This window comes from Tardiphaga sp. (assembly GCF_044336785.1).
In the GTDB taxonomy this organism is placed as follows: Bacteria; Pseudomonadota; Alphaproteobacteria; order Rhizobiales; family Xanthobacteraceae; genus Tardiphaga.
In genome coordinates, this window is the sequence record NZ_JBIIOT010000037.1 from 1 (window position 1) to 23749 (window position 23749).

Genomic DNA, 23749 nt, shown 5'->3' on the forward strand with positions numbered 1-23749 from the left:
GCGGTCCATGAAGCGCAGTACACTCAGTCCCTCATGGTGAGGAGCGGCTGTAGGCCGCGTCTCAAACCATGAGTTGGCCGGGTTCAGAGCCTGCGGCCATCGTTCGAGACGCCGCTGCGCGGCTCCTCAGGATGAGGGACGGAGAAGCGAGCTGGGATTACTGTCCCGAGCAAGTCCAGCCAAAAATACCCCATCGCTTTATGAGTCAGACTCTGAGGATGAGGGAGAGTTGGTGGAGAGACGCGTGATCTTGCCCGAAAATCGCGCCCCACTTTTCGGAATCATGCGCTGATGCGCCGGTTGACGTTGCGCGCGAGGGGGATCACCCTGCCCGCATGCGACGCAAGAGGCCCGCCATGATCAACCGCAGACATCTGCTGACGACGCTGCTTGGCGGCGTGGCTGCTGCCGCAGCCATGCCGCGTGCCGGCGCGCAGACCAGCCGGATGACGGCCTATGGCTTCTCGTTTCCCGGCTTGAAGGGCGGCGAGATCAAGCTGGCCGATTACGCGGGCAAGCCGATCCTGGTGGTGAACACCGCCTCGCAATGCGGCTTCACTCCGCAATATGCGGGGCTGCAGGAACTGTGGGCCGAGTTCAAGGATCGCGGGCTGATGGTGATCGGCGTGCCGTCGAATGATTTCGGCAATCAGGAGCCCGGCGGGCCGCACGAGATCGATGACATTGCGCGTGGGCGATTTGGCATCACGTTCCCGATCGCGGCGAAGACCGTGGTGAAGGGAGCCGGCGCGCATCCGTTCTACAAGTGGGCGGCAGACGCCCGGCCGAAGGATCTGCCGCGGTGGAATTTTCACAAGTATCTGGTCGGGCGGGACGGGTATCTCGTCGATGCGTTCGGCTCGGAGCTGGAGCCGATGGATACAAGGGTGAAGACGGCGGTGGCGCGGTCGCTGACGGTGGTGTGAGACAAGGCTTGTCATCGCCCGGCTTGACCGGGCGATCCAGTAAACACTGGTATCCGTGACCAAACCGGACCTTCGGTGTCTACTGGATCCCCGCTTTCGCGGGGATGACAGGAGGCGTTTACGCCGCGACCACTTCCCGTGGCTGATAGATCGCCACATGCTGGCAATGCGCTACGGGCGTCACGCCATTGGCGACAATCAAGGCATCGAGCTCAACGAACCGGTGCCCCTTCTTCTCGTAATTGCCGGTCACCTTCGCCCGCGCCACCAGTTCGTCATCGACGCTTGCCGCCGCCAGCAGCTGCATCCGGCTGCCCACGTGAATCCACGGGCCGAGCACCGCATTGTCCACCAGCACCTTGTTCATGATCCGCTGCAGCACACCGGGATGCACGAGGCCTTCGCTCAGATACATCTCCTCAGTCTCACGGACTTCATCGAGATATTCGGCGAGCCCGTCCTCCGGCCAGACGCGCGGCGCCGTGCCGAGCCATTTGTCCTGCGCGTAGGAGTCGGGACCGACCGGCAGCCGCTTCGCCACCGCCGGCACTTCGGGATAATCCGACAGCGCCGGAACCACGGGAAATGCCGACAGCGACGCCGAACCGGTGGCGCGGACCTCGCCCTTGCCTTCAACGGCCAGCGTCAGCGCCTCGCCCGCCTGCTCGGCCGTTACATCGACGGTTTCGCCGTCATAGACAGGCTTGATGAAGCGGGCTTCGATCAGGCCGCGCTCCAGGAATTCCCGACCCCAATGCGCAACCGCTGGATGCACCATATAGGCCAATACATCCACGCCCGGCACCAAACCGCCCGAAAAGCCGAACTTCTGCGCCACGGTGTCGTCATGCATCTTGTTTTCGGACTGTTTGGCCGTGTTGAAGGCCTCAACGCGGTAAGGCGCGATCAGCTCTGTCATGTTCCCTCCGAATGCGCGCGAAGATTGGTATTCGCTTTCAGGAGATGATACCCCTCACCCCGCGCGAGGCAAGGCGAGGCCGCGGGAACCGCATCCCGCCCACGCCACCCGGCCCCGGCGAAAATGACTGACATTCTCGCCGGCGTTGTGACACCGAAACCACAGGCATGCTTTGACCACCCGCATCTATATCGACGCTGACGCATGCCCGGTGAAGGACGAGATCTATCGCGTCGCCGCGCGCTTCCATCTGCCGGTCAGCGTGGTGGCGGGAACCTGGCTGCGCGTGCCGCAAGATCCGATGATCGAATGTATCGCCGCGGGCGCCGGCATGGATGCCGCCGATGACTGGATCGCCGAGCGCGCCGTGAAGGGCGACGTGGTCATCACCGCGGACATTCCGTTGGCGAGCCGCTGCGTCAAGGCAGGCGCCTCCGTCATCGCACCGAACGGCAAACCGTTCACCGAAGAATCCATCGGCATGACCCTTGCCGTCCGCAACCTGATGACCGACCTGCGCTCGTCAGGCGAAGTCACCGGCGGCCCGAAATCCTACTCGCCGCGCGACCGCTCGGCATTCCTGTCGGCCTTGGATCAAACCATCCGCCGTATCCAGCGCGACCCGGCCTTTGCGCCCGCGCCGAAACAAAGTTGAACTGACCTTATGGCTCCTCCGCTTATCCAGCTCAAAGACATCTTCCTCACTTTCGGCGGCACGCCGCTGCTGAACGGCGTCGAACTCTCGGTGTCGCAAGGCGAGCGCGTTTGCCTGATCGGCCGCAACGGCTCCGGCAAATCGACGCTGCTCAAGATCGTCGCCGGCATTGTCGACAACGACAAAGGCAGCCGCTTCGTGCAGCCCGGCGCCACCGTGCAATATCTGCCGCAGGAGCCGGACTTTTCCGGCTTTGCGACCACGCTCGCTTATGTCGAAGCCGGCATGCATGACGGCGACAATCACTATCAGGCGCAATATCTGCTCGAGCAGCTCGGGCTCACCGGCCAGGAGAATCCCGAAAACCTCTCCGGCGGTGAAGCGCGCCGCACGGCCCTCGCCCGCGTGCTGGCGCCGGAGCCGGACATCCTGCTGCTGGACGAGCCGACCAACCATCTCGATCTCACCACCATCGAATGGCTGGAAGGCGAGCTGGCCTCGCGGCGCTGCGCGCTGGTGCTGATCAGCCATGACCGCCGCTTCCTCAGCAATCTGTCGCGCTCCACAGCGTGGCTCGATCGCGGCCAGATCCGCCAGATCGATCGCGGCTTCTCCGCCTTCGAGGAATGGCGCGACGACGTGCTGGCCGAAGAAGAGCGCGACCAGCACAAGCTGGACCGCAAGATCGTCAATGAAGAGCACTGGCTGCGCCACGGCGTCTCCGGCCGCCGCAAGCGCAACGTCAAGCGCCTCGCCGGCCTGCATGAGCTGCGCGCGCAGCGCCGCGACTATCGCGGCGCCCAGGGCAATGCGAATCTCGCAGCTGCCGAGGCGGAAAAGTCCGGCAAGCTGATCTTCGAGGCGAAGAACATCTCGCGCACCTATGGTGACCGCAAGATCGTGGACGATTTCTCGATCCGCGTGCAGCGTGGCGACCGCATCGGCGTGGTCGGCCCCAACGGCGCCGGCAAGACGACGATGATCAACATGCTGACCGGCACCGAGCCGCCGGATTCCGGCACCGTGCGGTTCGGCGCCAATATCGAGATGGCGACGCTCGACCAGCATCGCGAAAGCCTCAACCCGAAGACCACGCTGGCGGAAGCCCTCACCGGCGGCCGCGGCGACCATGTGATGGTCAACGGCCAGCCCAAGCATGTGGTCGGCTACATGAAGGACTTCCTGTTCGGCCAGGAGCAGATGCGCACGCCGCTGGAAGTGCTCTCCGGCGGTGAACGCGGCCGCCTGATGCTGGCGCGTGCGCTGGCGAAACCGTCGAACGTGCTGGTGCTGGACGAACCGACCAACGACCTCGATCTCGAAACCCTCGACGTGCTCGAGGAAATGCTCGCCGATTATCCCGGCACGGTGATCCTGATCAGCCATGACCGCGACTTCCTCGACCGCGTCGTGACCTCGGTGATCGTGCCCGAAGGCGACGGCAAATGGATGGAATATGCCGGCGGTTATACCGACATGCTGGCGCAGCGCGGCGCCGATCTGAAGCGCGAGGCGAAGGCGGTTGTGGCCGAAGCTGCGAAGGGCAACGGCTCGTCGGGGTCGTCGAAGCCTGTGGCCAAGCGCAAGATGAACTTCAAGGAAAAGCACGCGCTGGAAACGCTGCCCAAGGTGATGGACAATCTGCGCTCGGAAATCGCCAAGCAGCAGCGCCATCTCGACGATCCCAAGCTCTATACGAAGGATCGCAAGAAATTCGACACCGCAACCGCTGCGCTCGCCAAGGCGCAGAAGGACTTGCAGGACTCGGAAGAGCAATGGCTGGAGCTGGAAATGCTCCGCGAAGAGATCGAGAACGCGTAAAACTCCGTCATTGCGAGGAGCGCAGCGACGAAGCAATCCAGCCTTACCTCTCTTACGGACTGGATTGCTTCGCTGCGCTCGCAATGACGGCTAAAGAGGACGGAGCAAGAACTTCATGACCACCACCCTCGCCGCAAAGATCGCCCGCGACTACGGCACGCCCGCCCTCGTCATCGACATGGACCGTGTGGAGCGCAATATCGCGCGCATCCAGAAGGTCTGCGACGACGCCGGCATCGCCAACCGCCCGCATATCAAGACGCATAAGAGCCCGGTGCTGGCCAAATTGCAGATCGAGGCCGGCGCCAAAGGCATCACCTGCCAGAAGCTCGGCGAGGCCGAGATCATGGCGGATGCGGGGATCGACGACATCCTGATCAGCTACAACCTGCTCGGCGACGAGAAGATGGCGCGTCTCGGTGCGCTGCAGGCGAAAGCGACCATCACGGTGGCCGCCGACAACTCTGTTGTCATCGCCGACCTGCCGAAAGCGGCGGCGATTTCCGGCCGCGACGTCAATGTTGTGATCGAATGTGACACCGGCCGCAAGCGCGCCGGCGTCGAGACGCCTGCGGAAGCGATTGCGCTCGCGCGCGAGATCAAGGCAGCAAAGGGCCTGAACTTTGCGGGCTTCATGCTGTATCCGACGGAAGACGGCTGGGCCGATGCGCAGCGCTTTTTCGACGAAGCTCTGGCTGGTGTTCGCGCCGAAGGTCTGGAGCCGACCATCGTCTCCACCGGCGGCACGCCAAATTTGAAAAATGTCGGCTCGCTGAAAGGCGCCACCGAACATCGCTTCGGCACCTATATCTATAACGACCGCATGCAGGTCGCCGCGGGCTCTGCCACCTGGGACGACTGCGCGCTCAACGTCTATTCCACCGTGGTCAGCCGCGCCGGCCCCGAGCGCGGCATTCTCGATGCCGGCTCGAAGACCCTGACGCCCGACACCGGCGGCCTCGATGGCTACGGCCTGATCCTGGAACATCCCGAAGCGAAGATCGCGAAATTTGCCGAGGAGCATGGCTTCCTCGATCTCGCCCGCAGCAATACGCGGCCGAATGTCGGCGATGTCGTGCGTATCGTGCCCAACCATGTCTGCGTGGTGGTGAACATGTTCGACGAGGTGGTGATGGTGCGCGGCGATGAGATCGTCGGCACGCTGCCGATCGCGGCGCGCGGGAAGCTGCGCTGAACTCAGTCCCTCATCCTGAGGAGCCGCGCAGCGGCGTCTCGAAGGATGGCCGCGGGCTCCGAGCCAGACCATCCATGGTTCGAGACGCGCGCAACGGCGCGCTCCTCACCATGAGGAGTCAGAGATTGATCCAGTTCAACACGCCCGTCCCCGCGGCCACACCCGTCGCAAACGACGCCTGCAACAGATAGCCGCCCGTCGGCGCTTCCCAGTCGAGCATCTCGCCGGCCACGAATACGCCGGGCATGCGCTTCAGCATGAAGCCATCGTCGATCTCGTCGAACACGATGCCACCAGCGCTGGAAATCGCGCGCGCGATCGGTGCGACGCCCGTGAGCACCACAGGCACTGCATTGATCAGCGCAACAAGTTTCTCAGGCTCCAGCGACGCAAGCTGAACGCCTTCCGCGATCGCCACTTCCTGCAATAGCCCGATCGCCACCGGCGAGAGATGCAAGGCCTTGCGCAGGAAATTCGAGAACGACTGCTTGCCACGTGGCGCCGCCAGCTTGCGTGTCAATGCGCCGGCATCGAGATCGGGTCGCAGGGCGATGTTGAGCACGGCCTTGCCATCGGCCATCACAGCCTCGCGCAGCACCGATGACAGCGCGTAGATGCCGCCGCCTTCGATGCCAGAACGCGTGACCATTGCCTCGCCGCGTACCGCATGCGCGCCAAAGGACAGCGCGATGCCTTTGAGCGGCTGGCCCTCGAAACGATCCTTGAAAATATCCGACCACGCGACATCGAAGCCGACATTCGCCGGCCGCAGCGGCGCAATGGCGATGTTCTTGGCGGCAAGGATATCGACCCATGCACCGTCGGAGCCAAGCTTCGCCCAGCTTGCGCCTCCAAGTGCGAGCACCGTCGCTTTCGCTGATACAAGGCGCTCGCCGTCAGGCATCTCGAATCTCAGCGCATCATCGGCGCTCCAGCCTGTCCAGCGATGGCGGAAGGCAAAACTCACGCCGCTCTCGCCGAGCCGTCGCAGCCACGCGCGCAGCAGTGGCGAGGCCTTGAAAGATTCCGGAAACACGCGGCCGCTGGAGCCGATGAAGGTCGGCTGGCCGAGCGCTTCGCTCCAGGTGCGCAGATCAACCGGCGTGAAGCCGTCGATGACAGGCGCGAGCCGCGCTTCCGCAGCGCCGTAGCGCGCCATGAAATCCGGCAGCGGTTCGCTATGGGTGAGATTGAGGCCACCGCGGCCGGCCATGAGAAACTTGCGGCCGGCGGATGGCATCGCGTCGAAGACGGTGACGCGGGCACCAGCCTTGACCAGAGTCTCGGCGGCCATCAGGCCGGCAGGGCCCGCGCCGATGACGGCCACGTCAATTGTCGAACTATCGCTCATCAAAGCGACCTAGCATGTAGGGTGGGCAAAGCGAAGCGTGCCCACCATCACCTGCACGGCACTTGAAGGTGGGCACGGCGCAAGCGCGCCTCTGCCCACCCTACAGACAGGATCACATCTTGAGGCCGAGCCTCTTGGCAGCCTGCTCGACATATTTCTGCGTCTGATGGAAGGCGCCATCGAGCACGCGGGCATTGGACATGTCGCTGATCTCGGCGAAGTTTGCCGCGACGGTGTCCGCGGTCCACTGATCCTCGGCGAAGTTCTTGCCTTCGCTCTCCAGCAATCGGATCACCGCGAAGGAGCCGGCGCCGGCGCCCATGATGGTCTTGGTCGGGCCGTTCTCGCTCAGCATGTATTCCACCGCCGGCGTGATCGCTTCGGGCTTCATCAGCTTCAGCGCTTCGGGCGGCAGCAGCTCCTCGGTCATGCGCGTCGCCGCGGTAGGCGAGACGATGTTGACGCGGATATCGGTCTTGCGGCCCTCCTCGGCCAGCACATTCATCAGGCCGACCATGCCGGTCTTTGCCGCACCGTAGTTCGCCTGGCCGAAATTGCCGTAGAGACCCGACGAGGAGGTGGTGAGCACGATGCGCCCGTAATTGCGCGCACGCATGCCCTCCCACACCGCCTTGCAGCAATAGAAGGTGCCGACCAGATGCACGTCGAGCACCTTCTGGAAATCGGCGACCTCCATCTTGGCAAAGGACTTGTCGCGCAGGATGCCGGCATTGGCGCAGAGCGCATCGACGCTGCCCCAGTCCCTGGTGGCCTTCTCGACCATCGCGGTGACCTGCTCGAAATTCGAGACATCTGCGCCATCGGCCATCGCCGTGCCGCCGGCGGCGCGGATTTCCTCGACCACGGTTTCCGCGGCCGTCAGCGATCCGCCGGTGCCGTCGCGCGCGCCGCCGAAATCATTGACGACGACCTTGGCGCCGAGTTTGGCGAGGCCCAGCGCATGGGCGCGGCCGAGGCCGTTGCCCGCGCCGGTGACGATGGCCACGCGGCCGTCAAAGCGAATGGTCATGCGAAAAGCTCCTCAGTTGAAGTAGACGAGGCCGAGCCAGTCGGCGACCAGCGCCGGCTTGTCCTCGCCGTCGATCTCGACGGTCGCCGATGTGCGGGTGAACAATTCGTTCGGCTTGCGCAGCGTCGCTTCCGTCAGCACGAAGCGGCCGCGCAGGCGCGCGCCGGCTTTGACGGGCGAAAGAAAGCGGATCTTGTCGGTGCCGTAATTCACGCCCATGGCCACATCGGCCAGTTTCGGCAGTGCCTCATAGGAGAATACCGACAGCAGCGACATGGTGAGAAAGCCATGCGCGATGGTGGTGCCGAACGGCGTCTCGCGCGCGCGGGCGGGATCGACATGGATGAACTGGTGATCCTCGGTGGCGGTGGCAAAGGCATCGATCCGGGCCTGATCGACCAGATGCCATTCGGAGACGCCGACTTCCTTGCCGACCATGGCGATATAGGCTTCACGCGAGATCATCGTGTCCGGGTTTCCCTTCTTGTTTGCGGGCGCAGATTCCACAAAGCGGAGGCCGCTGCCAAGCCCTTGACACTGCGCCTTTCGGCCTAGCCTCCCCGCAATTGCGGGAAATCCTCTTCCTTGAACTCGATGCCGCGCAGCGCATCGCTGCGGTCGTTCTCGTGTTCGAGGCGGCGCAGATGGACGCGGCGGATTTTGCCGGAAATCGTCTTCGGCAGCTCGGTGACGAATTCGATCCGGCGGATGCGCTTGAAGGGTGCGAGCCGCTCCTGCAGATGCGTGTAGATCGACAGCGCCGTCTCCGCATCGGGCTTGGCGCTGCCGACCAGCATCACATAGGCCTTGGGGATCGCGAGGCGGATCGGATCCGGGCTCGGCACGATGGCGGCTTCCGCCACCGCATCGTGTTCGATCAGGATGCTTTCGAGCTCGAACGGGCTGATGCGATAATCCGACGACTTGAACACGTCATCGGCGCGGCCGACAAACGTGAGATAGCCGTCGTCATCGACGAAGACGACATCGCCGCTGCGATAGATCTCGCCGCTGGCGCCGGTGACGCTGCCGTCATCGGCCTGATAGCCCTGCATCAGGCCGGCCGGCCGGTCGGCGCCGAGCACGAGGCCAACCTCGCCCTCCTTCGCAGGCTGGCCATCGGCATCGATCACCCGCACAGTGTAGCCCGGCAATGGCCGGCCCATGGAGCCGACCTTCACCGGCTGCCCCGGTGAATTGCCGGCCAGTGCCGTGGTCTCGGTCTGCCCGTAGCCATCGCGGATGGTGAGGCCCCAGGCGGCCTGCACCTGCTCGATCACTTCCGGATTGAGCGGCTCGCCGGCGCCGCAGACTTCGCGCAGCGACACCTTTGTGTCCGCGAGCTTCTCCTGAATGAACAGCCGCCACACGGTGGGCGGCGCGCACAGCGTGGTGACGCCGCAGCGCGCGACGGTGGCGAGCAGGCTCTTGGCATCGAAGCGCGGCTGGTTGACCACAACCACGGTGGCCGCCGCATTCCACGGCGCGAAGAAGCAGGACCACGCATGCTTGGCCCAGCCGGGCGAAGAAATGTTAAGATGGATGTCGCCGGGCTGCAGGCCGATCCAGTACATGGTGGAGAGCCCGCCGACGGGATAGCTGCGCTGGCTGTGCCGCACGAGCTTCGGCTTCGCCGTGGTCCCCGACGTAAAATAGAGCAGCATCGGATCATCGGCTTTTGTAGCGCCATCCGGTGTGAATGTATCGGGGAAGTCTGCGGATGTCTCGAAGGCGAGCCAGCCGTCATGCGGCTTTGATGCATTGACGGCGATCTGCTTGATGCCGGCGGTCTTCAGGCTGCCGAATTTGGCGACCTGATCCTCCGACGCGACGACGAGCTTTGCCTTGCCGCGATCGAGGCGATCCTGCAATTCGTCGGAGGTCAGCAGCGTGGTTGCGGGAATGATGACGACGCCGAGCTTGATGGCGGCCAGCATCGTCTCCCAGAGCGGCACGACATTGCTGAGCAGCAGCAAGAGGTGATCGCCGCGCTTCAGCCCCTGGGCACTGAGAAAATTGGCGACCTGATTGGAGCGGCGGGAAAGATCGGCGAAGGAGAGTTTAGTCTCGCTGGCCGTGGGCGCATCGACGATCCAGAGCGCCGTGCGATCCTTGCTCGCGGGATCGGATGCCAGCTCGGCATCGAACCAGTCGAGCGCCCAGTTGAAATCGACGGCATCAGGCCAGCGGAAGCCGGCGACGGCGGTGTCGTAATCGCTGCGATGGTCGAGGAGAAAGGCGCGGGCCTGCTTGAACGTGGTCATGCTTCCTCACCTTGTTTGTTTTCTGTCGTTCTACACTCCGCCCTCATGGTGAGGAGCGCGCATTTGCGCGCGTCTCGAACCATGACATGCGGAGCTCCCCGCCATCCTTCGAGACGCCGCGCTTTGCGCGGCTCCTCAGGATGAGGGCGGAGTGTTTACTTCGCCAGCTTGCGCAGATGGTTCACGATCCCTGAGAAATCGACACCGCCCTGCCCGTCCTTGTCGAATGTCTCGTAGATGCTTTCCGCATGCGCCCCGAGCGGCGTCGCTGCGCCCGCGGCTTTCGCGGCTTCCTGCGACAGCTTCAGATCCTTCAGCATCAGCGCAGCGGCGAAGCCGGGCTTGTATTCATTGTTGGCCGGCGATGTCGGCACCGGGCCCGGTACCGGACAATAGGTCGTCAGCGACCAGCACTGCCCGGATGACGTGGACGCCACATCGAACAGCGCCTGATGCGACAGGCCTAGCTTTTCAGCCAGCACGAAGGCCTCGCTGACGCCGATCATGGAAATGCCGAGGATCATGTTGTTACAGATCTTGGCCGCCTGCCCGGCGCCAGCATCGCCGCAATGGACGATCTTCTTGCCCATGGCTTCGAGGACCGGTTTGGCTGCTGCAAAGGCCGGGTACGCGCCGCCGGCCATGAAGGTCAGCGTCGCGCCCTTGGCGCCACCGGTGCCGCCGGAGACCGGCGCGTCGACAGAGGGAAGCTTCTGCGCCGCTGCAAGGCCATGCGCCTTGCGTGCGCTTTCCACGTCGATGGTCGAGCAATCGATCATCAGCGCGCCGGGCGCTGCCGCCGGGATCACCTCGCTCCAGACCGACACCACATGCTTGCCGGCGGGCAGCATGGTGATGATGACCTCGGCGCCTTTCACGGCGTCCGTGGCGGTCGCGGCGATGGTCACGCCATCGGCTTTGGCCTGCGCGCGCGAGGCTTCGACAAGGTCAAAACCCGCGACCTTGTGGCCGGCTTTGACCAGGTTGGCGGCCATCGGGCCGCCCATATTGCCGAGACCGATAAATGCAATGCTGGTCATATCCTGCCCTCGTCTGTTTTGATGGTTATCGAATGTCGGCTCCGTCGAGGGAATCCGACTTTCGTTCAGAAAGTGAGCGCGACATCGCGCGGCGCCAGATAGCGCGCGACAATCTCCGGCGTGACGCCCTTGAGGTCCGGCGGCTGCCATTTCGGATTGCGGTCCTTGTCGATGATCGCGGCGCGCACGCCCTCGACGAAATCGGCGCTGTCGAACACCTCCAATGCAGCGAGATATTCACGCGACAGACACTCTTCGAGCGAGGCGGATGCACGCCCGAGGCGCAGCAGCTTCAGCGTGACCTTCAGCCCACGCGGCGATTTGTCGGCCATGGCCTTCAGCGTCGCCTGGGCGAAGTCCGAACCATCCTGCTCCAGTGCGGCGACGATCTCCTCGACACTGTCATGGGCAAAAGCGCGATCGATCAGCGCGCGCTGCGCCGTGACGGGGCCGGTCTGCTCCGACGCGGAAAAGCTCTTGAGTTTTGTCATGACGGCGGAGGCATCACTGCCGGGCGCCAGCTTGGTCAGTGCCTCGCGCAGCGCCGGCCAGTTGCCGGTGTCGATCAACACATCGGCCATGCGGGCCGCCAGCGCATCGGCGCCATTGGCATTGAGGCCCGTGAGGCCGAAATAGGTGCCGAGCTCGCCGGGCGCGCGTGACAGCAGCCAAGTGCCGCCGACATCCGGGAAGAAGCCGAGGCCGACTTCCGGCATCGCCATCTTCGTCTTCTCGGTGACGATGCGATGGCTGGCATGACCGGCCAGACCGACGCCGCCGCCCATCACGAAGCCATCCATATAGGCGACATATGGCTTGGGGAATTTCGCGATCCGCGCATTGAGGACGTACTCCTCGCGCCAGAAGATTTTTCCGAGATCGCCCTTCGCTTTCGCGCTTTCATAAAGGCCGCGAATGTCACCGCCGGCACAGAGCCCGCGCTCGCCGGCGCCTTCGAGAATGATGACGGCGACGGACGGATCGACTTCGAACGCATCGAGTGCGGTGACGATCTCGCGCGTCATCTCCAGCGTCAGCGCATTGAGCGCCTTCGGCCGATTGAGCCGCAGAATGCCGGCGCTGCCTTCCTTGCGGGCGATCAGGTCGCCGTCCACCATGCCATCGCTCATCGTGCGCCCTCGATCAATTTGCGCGACACGATCAGCCGCATGATTTCATTGGTGCCTTCGAGGATCTGATGCACGCGCAAATCGCGCACGATCTTCTCGACGCCATATTCGGCGAGATAGCCGTAGCCGCCATGCAGCTGCAGCGCCTCGTTGGCGACGTTGAAGCCAACGTCGGTGCCAAAGCGCTTGGCCATGGCGCACAGCATGCTGGCGTCATGATCCTTGCGATCCAGCGCTGCCGCGGCGCGCCACAGGAAGGTGCGCGCGGCCTCCAGTTCAGTTGCCATGTCGGCGACACGGAATTGCAGCGCCTGGAATTCGTCGAGCTTCTTGCCGAAGGCTTTTCGCTCTTTCATGTAGCTGAGCGACTTGTCGAGCGCGGATTGCGCGCCGCCGAGCGAGCAAGCCGCGATGTTCAGGCGCCCGCCATCGAGGCCGGCCATCGCGATCTTGAAGCCAATGCCTTCGGCGCCAAGCCGGTTAGCGATGGGCACACGGGCGTTCTCGAAGATCACGGCGCGCGTCGGCTGCGCATTCCAGCCCATCTTGCGCTCATTGGCGCCGAAAGAGAGACCGGGCGTGTCCTTGTCCACCACCAGCGTCGAGACACCGCCGGCGCCCTCGCCGCCTGTACGGACCATCACGACATAGATGTCCGTTTCGCCGGCGCCGGAGATGAATTGCTTCTGGCCGTTGAGCACATAGTGATCGCCATCGATCACCGCCCTGGTGCGCAGTGCTGCGGCGTCGGAGCCCGAGCCCGGTTCGGTCAGGCAGTAGCTCGCCAGCAGTTCCATGGTGCAGAGGCGCGGCAGCCACTTCTGGCGCTGCGCGTCGCTGCCATAGGAATCGATCATCCACGACGCCATATTGTGGATCGAGATGAAAGCCGAGGTGGTCGGACATCCCGTCGCCAGCGCCTCGAAGATCAGCGCGGCATCGAAGCGCGTCATGGCGGAGCCGCCGACATCGTCGCGGATATAGATGCCGCCCATGCCGAGTTCGGCGGCAGCGCGCATCACGTCTTTCGGGAAATGCTTGTCCTCGTCCCATTTCAGGGCGAAGGGCGCGATCTTTTCAGCAGCGAAATCGCGTGCCATGTCGCGGATTGCGGTCTGTTCCTCGTCGAGAGCGAATTGCATGACGCCCTTCTTATTTTGAGTTCACTTCTCCCCGTCATTGCGAGGAGCCCTTGCGACGAAGCAATCCAGTCTTCCTTTGCTTGGCTTTCTGGATTGCTTCGCTGCGCTCGCAATGACGGCAGAGTACTTACTTCATCAGCGGAATGGAGAACTCCGCGCCTTCCTTGACGCCGGACGGCCAGCGCGAGGTGACCGTCTTGGTCTTGGTGTAGAAGCGCACCGAGTCCGGGCCATGCTGGTTGAGATCACCAAAGCCCGACTTCTTCCAGCCGCCAAACGTGTAGTAGGCGATCGGCACCGGGATCGGCACATTGATGCCGACCATGCCGACATTCACCTTGGCGGCGAAATCGCGCGCGGCGTCGCCGTCGCGGGTGAAGATGGCAACGCCATTGCCGTAGTCGTGATCCGACGGCAGCGCGAGCGCTTCCTCGTAATCATTGGCACGCACCACCGAGAGCACGGGGCCGAAGATTTCTTCCTTGTAGATGCGCATGTCCTTGGTGACGTTATCGAACAGGCAGCCGCCGAGATAAAAGCCCTTCTCATAGCCCTGCATCTTGAAGCCGCGGCCGTCGACAGCGAGGGTCGCGCCTTCCTTGACGCCGATATCGATGTAGCTCTTGACGCGCTCAACGGCTTCCGCGGTCACCAGCGGACCGTAGTCGGCGGTCGGATCGATCGAGGTGCCGATCTTCAGGCTCTCGACGCGCGGGATCAGCTTTTCCATCAGGCGATCCGCCGTGGCCTTGCCCACGGGGACTGCGACCGACACCGCCATGCAGCGCTCGCCGGCCGAGCCGTAACCTGCGCCGATCAGCGCATCGACGGCCTGGTCCATGTCCGCATCGGGCATGATGATGGCGTGGTTCTTGGCGCCGCCAAAACACTGGCAGCGCTTCCCGGTCTGGGCCGCGCGCGTATAGATATATTCGGCGATCGGGGTCGAGCCGACGAAGCCGACGGCCTTGATGTCCTGATCGTCGAGGATCGCATCGACGGCTTCCTTGTCGCCATTGACGACATTGAGCACGCCCGGCGGCAGGCCGGCCTCGATCATCAGCTGGGCCAGCATCATCGGCACGCCCGGATCGCGCTCCGACGGCTTGAGGATGAACGCGTTGCCGCAGGCGATCGCCGGACCGAACTTCCACATCGGGATCATGGCCGGGAAGTTGAACGGCGTGATGCCCGCGACGACGCCAAGCGGCTGGCGCATCGAATAGATGTCGATGCCGGGGCCGGCGCCTTCGGTGTATTCGCCCTTCATCAGATGCGGGATGCCGCAGGCGAATTCGACCACTTCCAGGCCGCGCTGGATGTCGCCCTTGGCGTCGGGCACGGTCTTGCCATGCTCGCGGGCCAGACATTCGGCCAGCTTGTCGTAATCGCGCTGGGCGAGTTCGAGGAACTTCATCAGCACGCGCGCGCGGCGCTGCGGATTGGTGTTGCCCCAGGCGACCTGTGCTGCGGCGGCATTCTCGATGGCCGCGCGCATTTCAGCCTTGGAGGCGAGCGCGACCTTGGCCTGAACGTCGCCCGTCATCGGCTCGAAAACATCGGCGAAACGCCCAGATGTGCCAGCGACTTCCTTGCCGCCAATGAAATGTCCGATCGTCCGCATACGTTCCTCCTGGGGAGCCTGATATGGCCGGGATGTTGATCAGGCTTTGCCGGCTTTGGAAAGGCCTCGAATGCGCAACGGTTTTGCGAAAATGCAAGCCGGCGGATGTTGCGCAGCGGGACAAATGTCACGACCGCGACAATGTGTCAGGCACACGGCGAGCAGCGCGTGGCCATCCTTCGAGACGCCGCTGCGCGGCTCCTCAGGATGAGGGTGGAGTATTACTGCGTCATAGAAAACCTCATGGTGAGGAGCCCGCGCAGCGGGCGTCTCGAACCATGCAGGCCACGCGCTCCCCCATTTTCGCTGAACCTTACCCCTTCTTTGCAGCCTTTTTCGCGGCTGCGCGCCTGGCGGCCGGCTGTGCCGTGGCACGCTCCAGCACGGTGTCGCGACCGATCTTCAGGAACTCGTCCGAGACCTCGCCGGACCCGGCAATACGCGCCATCAGGATGCCCCCCATCATGGTGGCGAGCGCGGCGATGGCCTGTTTACGCGCCGCATCGGGATCGCCGGGATATTGCTCCGCCATCATGCCGATCATGTCGTCGAGCTTGGCCGCAAAGGCCCGCCGTGTCTTCGGGCTTTCGCGCGCGATCTCGGCGCCGAGCGCGGGCATGGCGCAACCATGACCGGGATTGTCCCGGTGCTGCGGCGACAGATAGGTATCGACGAGATGGGGCAGCCGCTCATCCGGCGCCAGGTCTCCGATCTGTTGGCGACGACGGGCCATGGAGCGATCCATGGCATAGTCGAACGCTTCGACCACCAGCGCCTCGCGCGAGTCGAAATGCGCATAGAAGCCGCCATGGGTAAGGCCGGCTTCCTTCATCAGGTCGGCGACGCCGATGCCGTGGGCGCCGCGTTCGCGCAGCCGCACCGAAGCCTTCTTGACGATGCGCGCGTGGGTCTCAGCCTTGTGCTCTTTGGAGTAACGCATGCCCGGTCCATTCCGCCGAAAAAGATGATGCTGATCATATTAATAGCTCTGCGCCCCATGCGCAACGCGTCCCGGCAGGCGCAGTTGACTTTACCGTGCCGGCGCGGAACCTGAGCCTTCAAGAATAGCTGTAAAAGACGAGGAAATCCCATGCATATGCTCAATCCGCATTGCGGTATCGACCGCGATTCCCGCGGCGTCGTTCGCCTGACGATCTGCAATGCCGGATCGCTCAACATTCTCAATACCACCGTCATCAATCACCTCCGCGAAGGTATCGAGGCCCTTGCCGCCGATCGCGACATCCGCGTGCTGATCATCGCCGGGGCGAGCGAGAAGAGCATGATCGGCGGCGCCGACATCAAGGAGATGGCGACGCTGAACCAGCGCTCCGCCGAAACATTCATTTCAGGCCTGCGCGCGCTGTGCGACGCGCCGCGGCTCTTCCCTGCCCCGGTGATCGCCCGCATTCCGGGCTGGAGCCTGGGCGGCGGGCTGGAATTCGCTGCCGCCTGCGATTTCCGCGTGGCTGCGCATGATGCGAAATTCGCCATGCCCGAGGTTAGGGTCGGTATTCCCTCCGTCATCCAGGCGGCATTGCTGCCGCGCCTGATCGGCTGGGGCCGCGCGCGCTGGCTGATCATGACCGCGGCCACCATCGATGCATCGACGGCGCTGAACTGGGGTCTCGTCGATGTCGTGGCTGCAGAAGGCGCACTCGATGCCGAAGTCGAGAAGATGGTCGAGGCCCTGATCGCATGCGGCCCCGAAGCGCTGCGGTCACAAAAAGCAATGCTGCGTCAATGGGAAGAGCTCCCGCTGAAGGACTCCATGGATCTCAGCGTCGGCGTGTTCGGCGAGGCCTATCTGACCGGCGAGCCCCAGAAACTGATGGCGGACTTCGTCAACCGCAAGCGGTAACAAATGCCCGCGCGATAAATTTGGCGGTGCGAGCGTTGTAATTTCTGCGCCGCATCATATGATGATCATCATCTTAGACGATCATCTCGAAGGTTGCCGCCATGCCTGCTGCTTCAGACCCCGTCGCCATCCTGTCGGCCGTGCGCACGCCGCTTGGCCGTTTCCAGGGCGAACTGTCCTCGTTCAGCGGGCACAAGCTCGGCAGCCACGTCATCCGACACGCGGTCGAGCGCGCCGGCCTGTCGCCGGAGCGGATCGATGAGGTCTTCATGGGCTGCGTGCTGCCCGCGGGCCAGGGACAGGCGCCGGCGCGCCAGGCCGCCCGCGGCGCCAAACTGCCTGACGCGACCGGCGCAACCACGATCAACAAAGTGTGCGGATCCGGCATGAAGGCCACCATGCTCGGACACGACATCATCGGCGCCGGCTCGGCCGAGATCGTCGTCGCGGGCGGCATGGAGAGCATGACCAATGCGCCGTATCTGCTGCAAAAGGCCCGCGGCGGTTACCGCGTCGGGCATGACCGCATCATCGATCACATGCTCATGGATGGGCTCGAAGACGCCTACGAGGTCGGACGCTCCATGGGCGATTTCGGCGAGGCCACCGCCGAAGCCTATCAGTTCACCCGCGCCGATCAGGACACGTATGCCATCGAGACGCTGACGCGTGCCCGCAACGCGGTCGAGAGCGGCGCGTTCAAAGCAGAGATTGCACCACTCTCCGTGGTGGAAAAGGCCGGTCCGCGTGACATCGCCAATGACGAACATCCGCTCAAGGTCGATCCCGCCAAGATCCCGAACCTCAAGCCAGCCTTTCGCAGCAATGGCACGATCACGCCGGCGGCGTCATCGGCCAACGCGGATGGCGCTGCCGCGCTGGTGCTGGCGCGCCGCTCGCTCGCCGATCGCGATGGCCTTCCAGTGCGTGCGCTCATTCGCGGCCATGCCGCGCACAGCCAGGAGCCGCAATGGTTCACCACGGCGCCGATCCCGGCCATCCGCAAGCTGCTCGACAAAGTCGGCTGGACCGTCGGCGATGTCGATCTGTTCGAGATCAATGAGGCCTTCGCCGTCGTGCCTATGGCTGCGCAGCGTGATCTCGGTATCCCGCGCGACAGGCTCAACATTCATGGCGGCGCCTGTGCGCTCGGTCACCCCATCGGTGCCACCGGCGCGCGATTGATCGTCACCCTGCTGCATGCGCTCGAGGCGCAAGGCTTGAGACGTGGTGTGGCCTCGCTTTGTATCGGCGGCGGCGAAGCAACCGCCATCGCCGTCGAACGCGTGGCCAACTGATACCCGCCTTTCAGAAACACCAGCGCGTTGCCCGCGTAGGATTGAGGAAGACCGATGATCTCCGGATGGCTGTCCACGGCGCTTGCCCGCCGCAATATTCATTATGGCTGGGCGATGATCGCCGTGACCTTTGTCACGGCCCTCGTGAGCGCTGCCGCGGTCGGCGCGCCCGGCGTGTTCATCGTGCCTTTGCAGAAGGAGTTCGGCTGGAGCACCGCTGAAATCTCCTCCGCGATGTCGATCCGCTTCGTGCTGTTCGGCCTGATGGCGCCCTTCGCAGCGGCGCTGATGAACCGCTACGGGCTGCGCAATGTCACGCTGACGGCGCTGCTGATCGTGGTTGCCAGCCTGATCCTGTCGCTCGGCATGACGCAGCTCTGGCAGCTCGTGGCCCTATGGGGCTTTGCGGTCGGCGTCGGCACCGGCATGACCGCCCTCGTGCTAGGCACCACCGTCGCCTCGCGATGGTTCAAGGAGCGGCGTGGCCTCGTGATCGGCATTCTCACCGCAAGCGCGGCCACCGGGCAGCTGATTTTCCTGCCAATCCTGGCAGGCATCACCGCGCAAGCCGGCTGGCGCTGGGCGCTGGCTCTCATGTGCGTGATGCTGGCCATCGCGGCCACCGGCGTGCTGCTGGTGATGCGCGACCGCCCGAGCGATCTGGATCTGCGCCCGTTCGGCGATACCGGCACCGATCCGCTGCCGGCGCCGCCTCCGGCCAATGCACCGATCATGGCGGCGGCCCTTGGCGCGCTGCGCGATGCGGCAAAAACAAAAGTGTTCTGGATCCTGTTCGCGACCTTCTTCATCTGCGGCGCCAGCACCAACGGACTCGTTCAGGTGCATCTGATCCCGATGTGCCTCGATTTCGGCATTCCGGAAGTCCAGGCCGCAGGCCTCCTCGCCGCCATGGGTATCTTCGATTTCATCGGCACCATCGCATCGGGCTGGCTGTCGGATCGCTATGACAACCGCTATCTGCTGTTCTGGTATTACGGGCTGCGCGGCCTGTCGCTGCTGGCGCTGCCCTTCACCGACTTCACTTTCTATGGCCTGTCGCTGTTCGCCATGTTCTACGGCCTCGACTGGATCGCCACCATTCCGCCGACAGTAAGGCTGACGGCCGCGCGCTTCGGTGCCGAGCGCGCCGGCCTCGTCTTTGGCTGGATATTTGCGGGACACCAGCTGGGTGCTGCGACTGCGGCTTTCGGCGCCGGCCTGTCGCGGACGGTGTTGCTGAGCTACCTGCCGGCGTTTTTCGCGGCAGGCGCGCTTTGCATCATCGCTGCTGTCATCGTGCTCGGCATCACCAAGGACAAGAAGGCGGCAACTGCCTGATGGCATGCGCCGCCTCATCAACGAGTAGCAGACAGGAAAGCCGATGCGACGCGTGGTCGTTACAGGTATGGGCGCGGTATCGCCGCTCGGTTGCGGCGTCGAAACAAACTGGGTGCGCCTGCTTGCCGGCCAGTCTGGCATTCGGTTATTGCCGGAGGCCATGACCGCAGATCTCGCGGCCAAGGTTGGCGGCCAGGTGCCGGATCTGGCCGACGACATCGAAGGCGGCTTCGATCCCGACAAGGCGGCCTCGCGCAAGGACCAGCGCAAGATGGACCGCTTCATCATGTTCGCGCTGATGGCCGCAGATGAAGCGATCGCCCAGGCCGGATGGACACCGACGGACGCGCGGGCCAAGCAGCGCACGGCGACCATCGTTGCATCCGGCATTGGCGGATTTCCTGCCATTGCCGATGCCGTACGAACGACAGACAACAAGGGAATTCGCCGGCTGTCGCCGTTTACGGTGCCCTCGTTTCTCGTCAATCTCGCCGCCGGGCACATCTCGATCCGTCATGGCTTTGAGGGTGCGCTCGGCGCGCCGGTGACGGCATGCGCCGCCGGCGTGCAGGCGATCGGCGATGCCGTTCGCCTCATCCGCGCCGGTGAAGCGGATGTCGCAATCGCGGGTGGCGCCGAAGCCTGCATCGACCGCGTCAGCCTTGGCGGCTTTGCCGCGGCGCGCGCGCTATCGACCGATTTCACGGCCCATCCCGAACGCGCGTCGCGCCCCTTCGATCGCGACCGCGACGGATTCGTGATGGGTGAAGGCGCCGGCATCGTCGTGCTCGAGGACCTCGACCACGCGCTTGCGCGCGGTGCCCGGCCGATCGCGGAAGTGATCGGCTATGGCACCACGTCCGATGCCTATCACCTGACCGCGGGACGCGAAGACGGCGACGGCGCCAGGCGTGCGATGGCGATCGCATTGGCACAGGCCAATATTGCGCCGGAGGACGTGCAGCACCTCAACGCGCATGCCACATCGACGCCGGTGGGCGATCACGGCGAACTGGAGGCGATCAAGACGATTTTTGGCACCCGTCGCAGCGTGGCCGTCAGTTCGACCAAATCCGCCACCGGCCACCTGCTCGGCGCAGCAGGCGGCCTCGAGGCGATCTATGCGATCCTCGCACTGCGCGACCAGATCGCCCCCGCCACGCTCAATCTCGACAACCCCGATCCGTCCGCCGAAGGCATCGACCTGATCGGCGGCAAAGCGCGTCCGATGCCGATCGAACATGTGCTGTCGAACGGCTTCGGCTTTGGCGGTGTGAATGCCAGTGTGGCGTTCCGGCAGATGTAGTGGCTGAACGCAGGGCGGATGAGCGAAGCGTCATCCGCCGGCCGAATTCATGGTTGAAACTCCGCGGCGGATTACGGCTTCGCCTGATCCGCCCTACGGCAGTCTCACGGGCGCATCTGCAACCTAGCTGGCCCCGGCGTCCGCAACGGTTCGGCAAGACGCGCGAACTCGCAGAGCAGCGAGCGCGTCTTGAGCGGATTGATCACTTCTTCCACCCAGAACTTTTCGGCAGAGCGGAACGGTGAGCGCAGCTTGTTGAGCCGATCCTCGATCTCCGCGAGTTTCTCCTTCGGATCATCGGCTGCTTCGATCTCGGCGCGATAGGCCGCCTCGATGCCACCTTCCAGCGGCAGCGATCCCCAATAGGCCGACGGCCACGCATAGCGCATCGAATAGCGATTGGCCGGTTGATGCACCACGCCGGCGACGCCGAAGGCGTTGCGCAGGATGATCGTGCACCAAGGCACCGTGCTCTGGTTCACCGCCGCCATCGCGCGGACGCCGTAGCGAATGGTCGCTTGCTTCTCGGCCTCGAGACCGACCATGAAGCCCGGGCAATCCATCAGATAGACCACCGGCAGATGGAAGGTCTCGGCGAGATCGACGAAGCGGATCACCTTCTGGCAGGCATCGGCTGTCCATGAACCGCCGTAGTGGAACGGATCGCTCGCCAGCACGAGAACGGCGCGGCCGTCGAGCCGTGCAAATCCCGTGATGACCGGACGACCGAAATTCGCCGACATCTCGAAGAACGAGCCGCGATCGACGACAGCGTCGATGATCGGACGCATCTTGTAGACTTCCTTGCGGCCGCGCGGCACGGCATTGAGCAGCATCGGCTCGGCGCGCTCGGGATCGTCATTGCAGGGAAGCGTCGGCGGCAATTCATAGACTGACGACGGCAGATAGGACAGGAAGCGCCGCGCGCAGGCAAAGGCCTCCTCCTCCGTATTGACCGCATGATCGACGCCGCCGGCACGCGTCTGGATATCGGCGCCGCCGAGCTCTTTCTTGTCGAGGGCCGCACCAAGACGCGCCACCACCGGCGGCCCGGCAACGAACATCGCCGAGTTCTTGGTCATCACCGAATAATGGCACGCCGCCAGACGCGCTGCGCCGAGACCAGCCACCGAGCCGAGCCCGAGACCGACCACCGGCACCTGCGAGAGGTTCGCCGTCGTGTACCAGTACCAGCGCGTGCCGCCGACGCCGCCCGGCAGATTGGCAGCGCCCTTGGTCTCGATGGTCTTGACCGAACCGCCACCACCGGAGCCTTCGATCACGCGAATGATCGGCAGGCGCAGTTCATGCGCCATCTCCTCGGCCATCAAAGGCTTTGCGGAGATCGACGCATCGGCGGAGCCGCCGCGCACCGTAAAATCATCGCCGACCACGACGACAGTGCGGCCATCGATCCGCGCCCGGCCGAACACACAGTTCGCCGGGGTCAGTTTCGTCAGCTCGCCCTTCTCGTCATATTCGCCGATGCCGGACACGGCACCGATCTCATGAAAGGTGTTGGCGTCGGTCAGCTTGTCGATGCGCTCACGAACCGTGAGCCGGCCCTGGTCATGCTGGCGCTTGACCTTGTCAGCGCCGCCCATCTCCCGCGCGAAGGCTTCGCGCCGGGCCAGGTCGTCGAGTTCCGGCTTCCAGTTCATTCAGTCCCTCCGGGAGTATTTTTTTATGAATTGTTGGGGCCGAGGGCGCGGCCGATACAGCAGCCGTCGTGAGGCCACTATCGGCATTCTGGATCATCACGCTGATGGTCTCGCTCAGCTGGCGGATGATCGGGCCGACCTCGCTCGCCATCCGCGCGTCGTCATACATGGCCGACAACACGCCGATCACCACGACCACATAGGTCTGGTAATGCGGCGACCAGATCGGCACGGCGATGCCGGTGATGTGCGGGCTGAACATGCCGCCGGCGATGACATAGCCGTTCTCGCGCAGCGACTGGCGGTTGGCCTCGATCCTGCTGCGCAGGATGTTGGCCTCTTCCGGCATCTCGCGCGCCATGTCCCGGATCAGCGCGTCGCCGACATCCTCGTCCAGCGCGGCGAGATAGGTGTGGCCAGCGGCCGTGCGCCCCATGGCGATGCGGCTGCCGGTCGTCGAATGCAGGCCGAGCGCATGATCGGCGCGCGCATATTCGAGATAGACCATGTGGTGACGGTCGGGGATCGTGAAGCCGATGGTGCCGGGGATCTGCTCGGCCACTTCCTGCAGACGCATGCGGATGAGGTTGCGGACCTGGAGGCCGCGCGTCATCGACGTGCTCATCGCCACGGCGCTGGAGCCGATGCGGTATTTCTGGTCGCCGGGGAGATAGGCCAGCTGGCCCATGCGGGTCAGTGTGTGCGTGAGCCGCGACACGGTCGAGCGCGGCAGGCCGCAGCGCTTGGAGATTTCGAGATTGCCGAGACGGGCGTCGTGCCCCTCGAAGCAGCGCAGAATATCGAATGCGCGCGACACCACCTGGATCACGTCGCCCTCGCCCGTTTGATCACTGGCGAGCATACCCTGCTTGGTGAGGCGTTCCGACCGTCGTCCCATAATGCGCTTCCTCTCGGGCGGCACTTGTCAGGACGGTCGTCATTGACCCTCACCGCGCGCCGCCATCCCGTTCCATTGTGCGGAATTAAATTCCACTTGCCGGCTACGCTACCTCACGGAATTTCTCCCGACAACACCATGATGCGCGCAACCCCTTATGCTTTGGGCGCGTATCGTCGCAGCATCCACACACCTTTAGCGCGCATTCGCTCCTCACCAACTGCGGGCGCGACGACTAAAATCAATGCAATGCGCCCCTCAGTGAGTGAGAACGTGCGCACCAATCATGT

General features: G+C 64.0%; 20 protein-coding genes. 8 read left to right on the forward strand and 12 right to left on the reverse strand.

What is annotated here, in order from left to right; genetic code table 11:
* Window positions 1–356 precede the first annotated feature (356 nt).
* Window positions 357–926 (forward strand): glutathione peroxidase, encoded by a 570-nt coding sequence (locus tag ACIQ2A_RS12690; RefSeq protein WP_398479557.1) that lies wholly within the window; start codon window positions 357–359, stop codon window positions 924–926.
* Window positions 927–1044: 118 nt separating this feature from the next.
* Here the strand turns inward: ACIQ2A_RS12690 and ACIQ2A_RS12695 are convergent, their stop codons facing one another.
* On the reverse strand, window positions 1045–1845 hold the full coding sequence (locus ACIQ2A_RS12695) for a hypothetical protein (protein WP_398479559.1): 801 nt from the start codon (window positions 1843–1845) through the stop codon (window positions 1045–1047).
* 172 nt (window positions 1846–2017) lie between these two features.
* Here ACIQ2A_RS12695 and ACIQ2A_RS12700 point away from each other — a divergent pair, with 172 nt between their 5' ends.
* From ACIQ2A_RS12700 to ACIQ2A_RS12710, 3 genes are all read left to right on the forward strand, one after another.
* A complete protein-coding gene (locus tag ACIQ2A_RS12700) occupies window positions 2018–2500 on the forward strand; it encodes a YaiI/YqxD family protein (RefSeq protein WP_398479561.1) in 483 nt (160 codons plus the stop codon).
* 9 nt (window positions 2501–2509) lie between these two features.
* The gene (locus ACIQ2A_RS12705; protein WP_398479564.1) at window positions 2510–4321 is read left to right on the forward strand and encodes an ABC-F family ATP-binding cassette domain-containing protein; all 1812 of its coding nucleotides are present in this window, start codon (window positions 2510–2512) and stop codon (window positions 4319–4321) included.
* A gap of 115 nt (window positions 4322–4436) precedes the next feature.
* A complete protein-coding gene (locus ACIQ2A_RS12710) occupies window positions 4437–5516 on the forward strand; it encodes a D-TA family PLP-dependent enzyme (RefSeq protein ID WP_398479566.1) in 1080 nt (359 codons plus the stop codon).
* 118 nt (window positions 5517–5634) lie between these two features.
* On the opposite strand, the gene ACIQ2A_RS12715 is transcribed toward ACIQ2A_RS12710, so the two are convergent.
* The 9 genes from ACIQ2A_RS12715 to ACIQ2A_RS12755 all read right to left on the reverse strand — a co-directional run bounded on the left by ACIQ2A_RS12715 (window position 5635) and on the right by ACIQ2A_RS12755 (window position 16037).
* Window positions 5635–6867, reverse strand: coding sequence for an NAD(P)/FAD-dependent oxidoreductase (locus tag ACIQ2A_RS12715; RefSeq protein WP_398479568.1), 1233 nt, complete (start codon window positions 6865–6867; stop codon window positions 5635–5637).
* A 112-nt stretch (window positions 6868–6979) separates the two neighbouring features.
* Window positions 6980–7897, reverse strand: a complete 918-nt coding sequence (locus ACIQ2A_RS12720; RefSeq protein WP_398479570.1) for an SDR family NAD(P)-dependent oxidoreductase — start codon at window positions 7895–7897, stop codon at window positions 6980–6982.
* A gap of 12 nt (window positions 7898–7909) precedes the next feature.
* Window positions 7910–8362, reverse strand: a complete 453-nt coding sequence (locus tag ACIQ2A_RS12725; protein ID WP_398479572.1) for a MaoC family dehydratase — start codon at window positions 8360–8362, stop codon at window positions 7910–7912.
* Between the two features lie 86 nt (window positions 8363–8448).
* The gene (locus ACIQ2A_RS12730; protein ID WP_398479574.1) at window positions 8449–10161 is read right to left on the reverse strand and encodes an AMP-binding protein; all 1713 of its coding nucleotides are present in this window, start codon (window positions 10159–10161) and stop codon (window positions 8449–8451) included.
* 155 nt (window positions 10162–10316) lie between these two features.
* Window positions 10317–11201 carry a 3-hydroxyisobutyrate dehydrogenase gene (gene mmsB, locus ACIQ2A_RS12735; protein ID WP_398479576.1) on the reverse strand — a complete coding sequence of 295 codons (885 nt, stop codon included), beginning with the start codon at window positions 11199–11201 and terminating at the stop codon, window positions 10317–10319.
* A gap of 65 nt (window positions 11202–11266) precedes the next feature.
* Complete coding sequence (locus tag ACIQ2A_RS12740; protein WP_398479578.1) at window positions 11267–12331, reverse strand: enoyl-CoA hydratase/isomerase family protein; 1065 nt, start codon at window positions 12329–12331, stop codon at window positions 11267–11269.
* Window positions 12328–13473, reverse strand: a complete 1146-nt coding sequence (locus tag ACIQ2A_RS12745; protein ID WP_398479580.1) for an isobutyryl-CoA dehydrogenase — start codon at window positions 13471–13473, stop codon at window positions 12328–12330. Before ACIQ2A_RS12745 ends, ACIQ2A_RS12740 begins: the two co-directional genes overlap by 4 nt.
* 127 nt (window positions 13474–13600) lie before the next feature.
* Window positions 13601–15097, reverse strand: coding sequence for a CoA-acylating methylmalonate-semialdehyde dehydrogenase (locus ACIQ2A_RS12750; RefSeq protein WP_398479582.1), 1497 nt, complete (start codon window positions 15095–15097; stop codon window positions 13601–13603).
* Window positions 15098–15410: 313 nt separating this feature from the next.
* On the reverse strand, window positions 15411–16037 hold the full coding sequence (locus ACIQ2A_RS12755) for a TetR/AcrR family transcriptional regulator (protein WP_398479584.1): 627 nt from the start codon (window positions 16035–16037) through the stop codon (window positions 15411–15413).
* A gap of 150 nt (window positions 16038–16187) precedes the next feature.
* Between ACIQ2A_RS12755 and ACIQ2A_RS12760 the strand changes: the two genes are divergently transcribed.
* From ACIQ2A_RS12760 to fabF, 4 genes are all read left to right on the forward strand, one after another.
* Window positions 16188–16958 (forward strand): enoyl-CoA hydratase, encoded by a 771-nt coding sequence (locus tag ACIQ2A_RS12760; RefSeq protein WP_398479586.1) that lies wholly within the window; start codon window positions 16188–16190, stop codon window positions 16956–16958.
* A 101-nt stretch (window positions 16959–17059) separates the two neighbouring features.
* Window positions 17060–18256 (forward strand): acetyl-CoA C-acyltransferase, encoded by a 1197-nt coding sequence (locus ACIQ2A_RS12765; RefSeq protein ID WP_398479588.1) that lies wholly within the window; start codon window positions 17060–17062, stop codon window positions 18254–18256.
* Window positions 18257–18310: 54 nt separating this feature from the next.
* Window positions 18311–19594: an MFS transporter gene (locus tag ACIQ2A_RS12770; protein ID WP_398479590.1), complete on the forward strand. Its 1284-nt coding sequence runs from the start codon at window positions 18311–18313 to the stop codon at window positions 19592–19594.
* Between the two features lie 43 nt (window positions 19595–19637).
* A complete protein-coding gene (fabF, locus tag ACIQ2A_RS12775) occupies window positions 19638–20900 on the forward strand; it encodes a beta-ketoacyl-ACP synthase II (protein WP_398479592.1) in 1263 nt (420 codons plus the stop codon).
* Between the two features lie 104 nt (window positions 20901–21004).
* Here fabF and ACIQ2A_RS12780 read toward each other — a convergent pair whose 3' ends face one another.
* Together ACIQ2A_RS12780 and ACIQ2A_RS12785 are read right to left on the reverse strand one after the other, a co-directional pair.
* The gene (locus ACIQ2A_RS12780; protein ID WP_398479594.1) at window positions 21005–22561 is read right to left on the reverse strand and encodes an acyl-CoA carboxylase subunit beta; all 1557 of its coding nucleotides are present in this window, start codon (window positions 22559–22561) and stop codon (window positions 21005–21007) included.
* Window positions 22491–23459 (reverse strand): IclR family transcriptional regulator, encoded by a 969-nt coding sequence (locus tag ACIQ2A_RS12785; RefSeq protein ID WP_398479596.1) that lies wholly within the window; start codon window positions 23457–23459, stop codon window positions 22491–22493. Before ACIQ2A_RS12785 ends, ACIQ2A_RS12780 begins: the two co-directional genes overlap by 71 nt.
* Window positions 23460–23749 lie beyond the last annotated feature (290 nt).

Excerpts from the sequence above, each read along its gene's own strand:
- ACIQ2A_RS12705 (WP_398479564.1), top strand. The coding sequence starts at position 2,510 with ATGGCTCCTCCGCTTATCCAGCTCAAAGACATCTTCCTCACTTTCGGC.
- ACIQ2A_RS12725 (WP_398479572.1), bottom strand. The coding sequence starts at position 8,362 with ATGATCTCGCGTGAAGCCTATATCGCCATGGTCGGCAAGGAAGTCGGC.
- ACIQ2A_RS12785 (WP_398479596.1), bottom strand. The coding sequence starts at position 23,459 with ATGGGACGACGGTCGGAACGCCTCACCAAGCAGGGTATGCTCGCCAGT.
- fabF (WP_398479592.1), top strand. The coding sequence starts at position 19,638 with ATGCGACGCGTGGTCGTTACAGGTATGGGCGCGGTATCGCCGCTCGGT.
- ACIQ2A_RS12730 (WP_398479574.1), bottom strand. The coding sequence starts at position 10,161 with ATGACCACGTTCAAGCAGGCCCGCGCCTTTCTCCTCGACCATCGCAGC.
- ACIQ2A_RS12715 (WP_398479568.1), bottom strand. The coding sequence starts at position 6,867 with ATGAGCGATAGTTCGACAATTGACGTGGCCGTCATCGGCGCGGGCCCT.
- ACIQ2A_RS12740 (WP_398479578.1), bottom strand. The coding sequence starts at position 12,331 with ATGAGCGATGGCATGGTGGACGGCGACCTGATCGCCCGCAAGGAAGGC.
- ACIQ2A_RS12745 (WP_398479580.1), bottom strand. The coding sequence starts at position 13,473 with ATGCAATTCGCTCTCGACGAGGAACAGACCGCAATCCGCGACATGGCA.
- ACIQ2A_RS12695 (WP_398479559.1), bottom strand. The coding sequence starts at position 1,845 with ATGACAGAGCTGATCGCGCCTTACCGCGTTGAGGCCTTCAACACGGCC.
- ACIQ2A_RS12690 (WP_398479557.1), top strand. The coding sequence starts at position 357 with ATGATCAACCGCAGACATCTGCTGACGACGCTGCTTGGCGGCGTGGCT.
- ACIQ2A_RS12780 (WP_398479594.1), bottom strand. The coding sequence starts at position 22,561 with ATGAACTGGAAGCCGGAACTCGACGACCTGGCCCGGCGCGAAGCCTTC.
- mmsB (WP_398479576.1), bottom strand. The coding sequence starts at position 11,201 with ATGACCAGCATTGCATTTATCGGTCTCGGCAATATGGGCGGCCCGATG.
- ACIQ2A_RS12720 (WP_398479570.1), bottom strand. The coding sequence starts at position 7,897 with ATGACCATTCGCTTTGACGGCCGCGTGGCCATCGTCACCGGCGCGGGC.
- ACIQ2A_RS12765 (WP_398479588.1), top strand. The coding sequence starts at position 17,060 with ATGCCTGCTGCTTCAGACCCCGTCGCCATCCTGTCGGCCGTGCGCACG.
- ACIQ2A_RS12770 (WP_398479590.1), top strand. The coding sequence starts at position 18,311 with ATGATCTCCGGATGGCTGTCCACGGCGCTTGCCCGCCGCAATATTCAT.
- ACIQ2A_RS12750 (WP_398479582.1), bottom strand. The coding sequence starts at position 15,097 with ATGCGGACGATCGGACATTTCATTGGCGGCAAGGAAGTCGCTGGCACA.
- ACIQ2A_RS12755 (WP_398479584.1), bottom strand. The coding sequence starts at position 16,037 with ATGCGTTACTCCAAAGAGCACAAGGCTGAGACCCACGCGCGCATCGTC.
- ACIQ2A_RS12710 (WP_398479566.1), top strand. The coding sequence starts at position 4,437 with ATGACCACCACCCTCGCCGCAAAGATCGCCCGCGACTACGGCACGCCC.
- ACIQ2A_RS12760 (WP_398479586.1), top strand. The coding sequence starts at position 16,188 with ATGCATATGCTCAATCCGCATTGCGGTATCGACCGCGATTCCCGCGGC.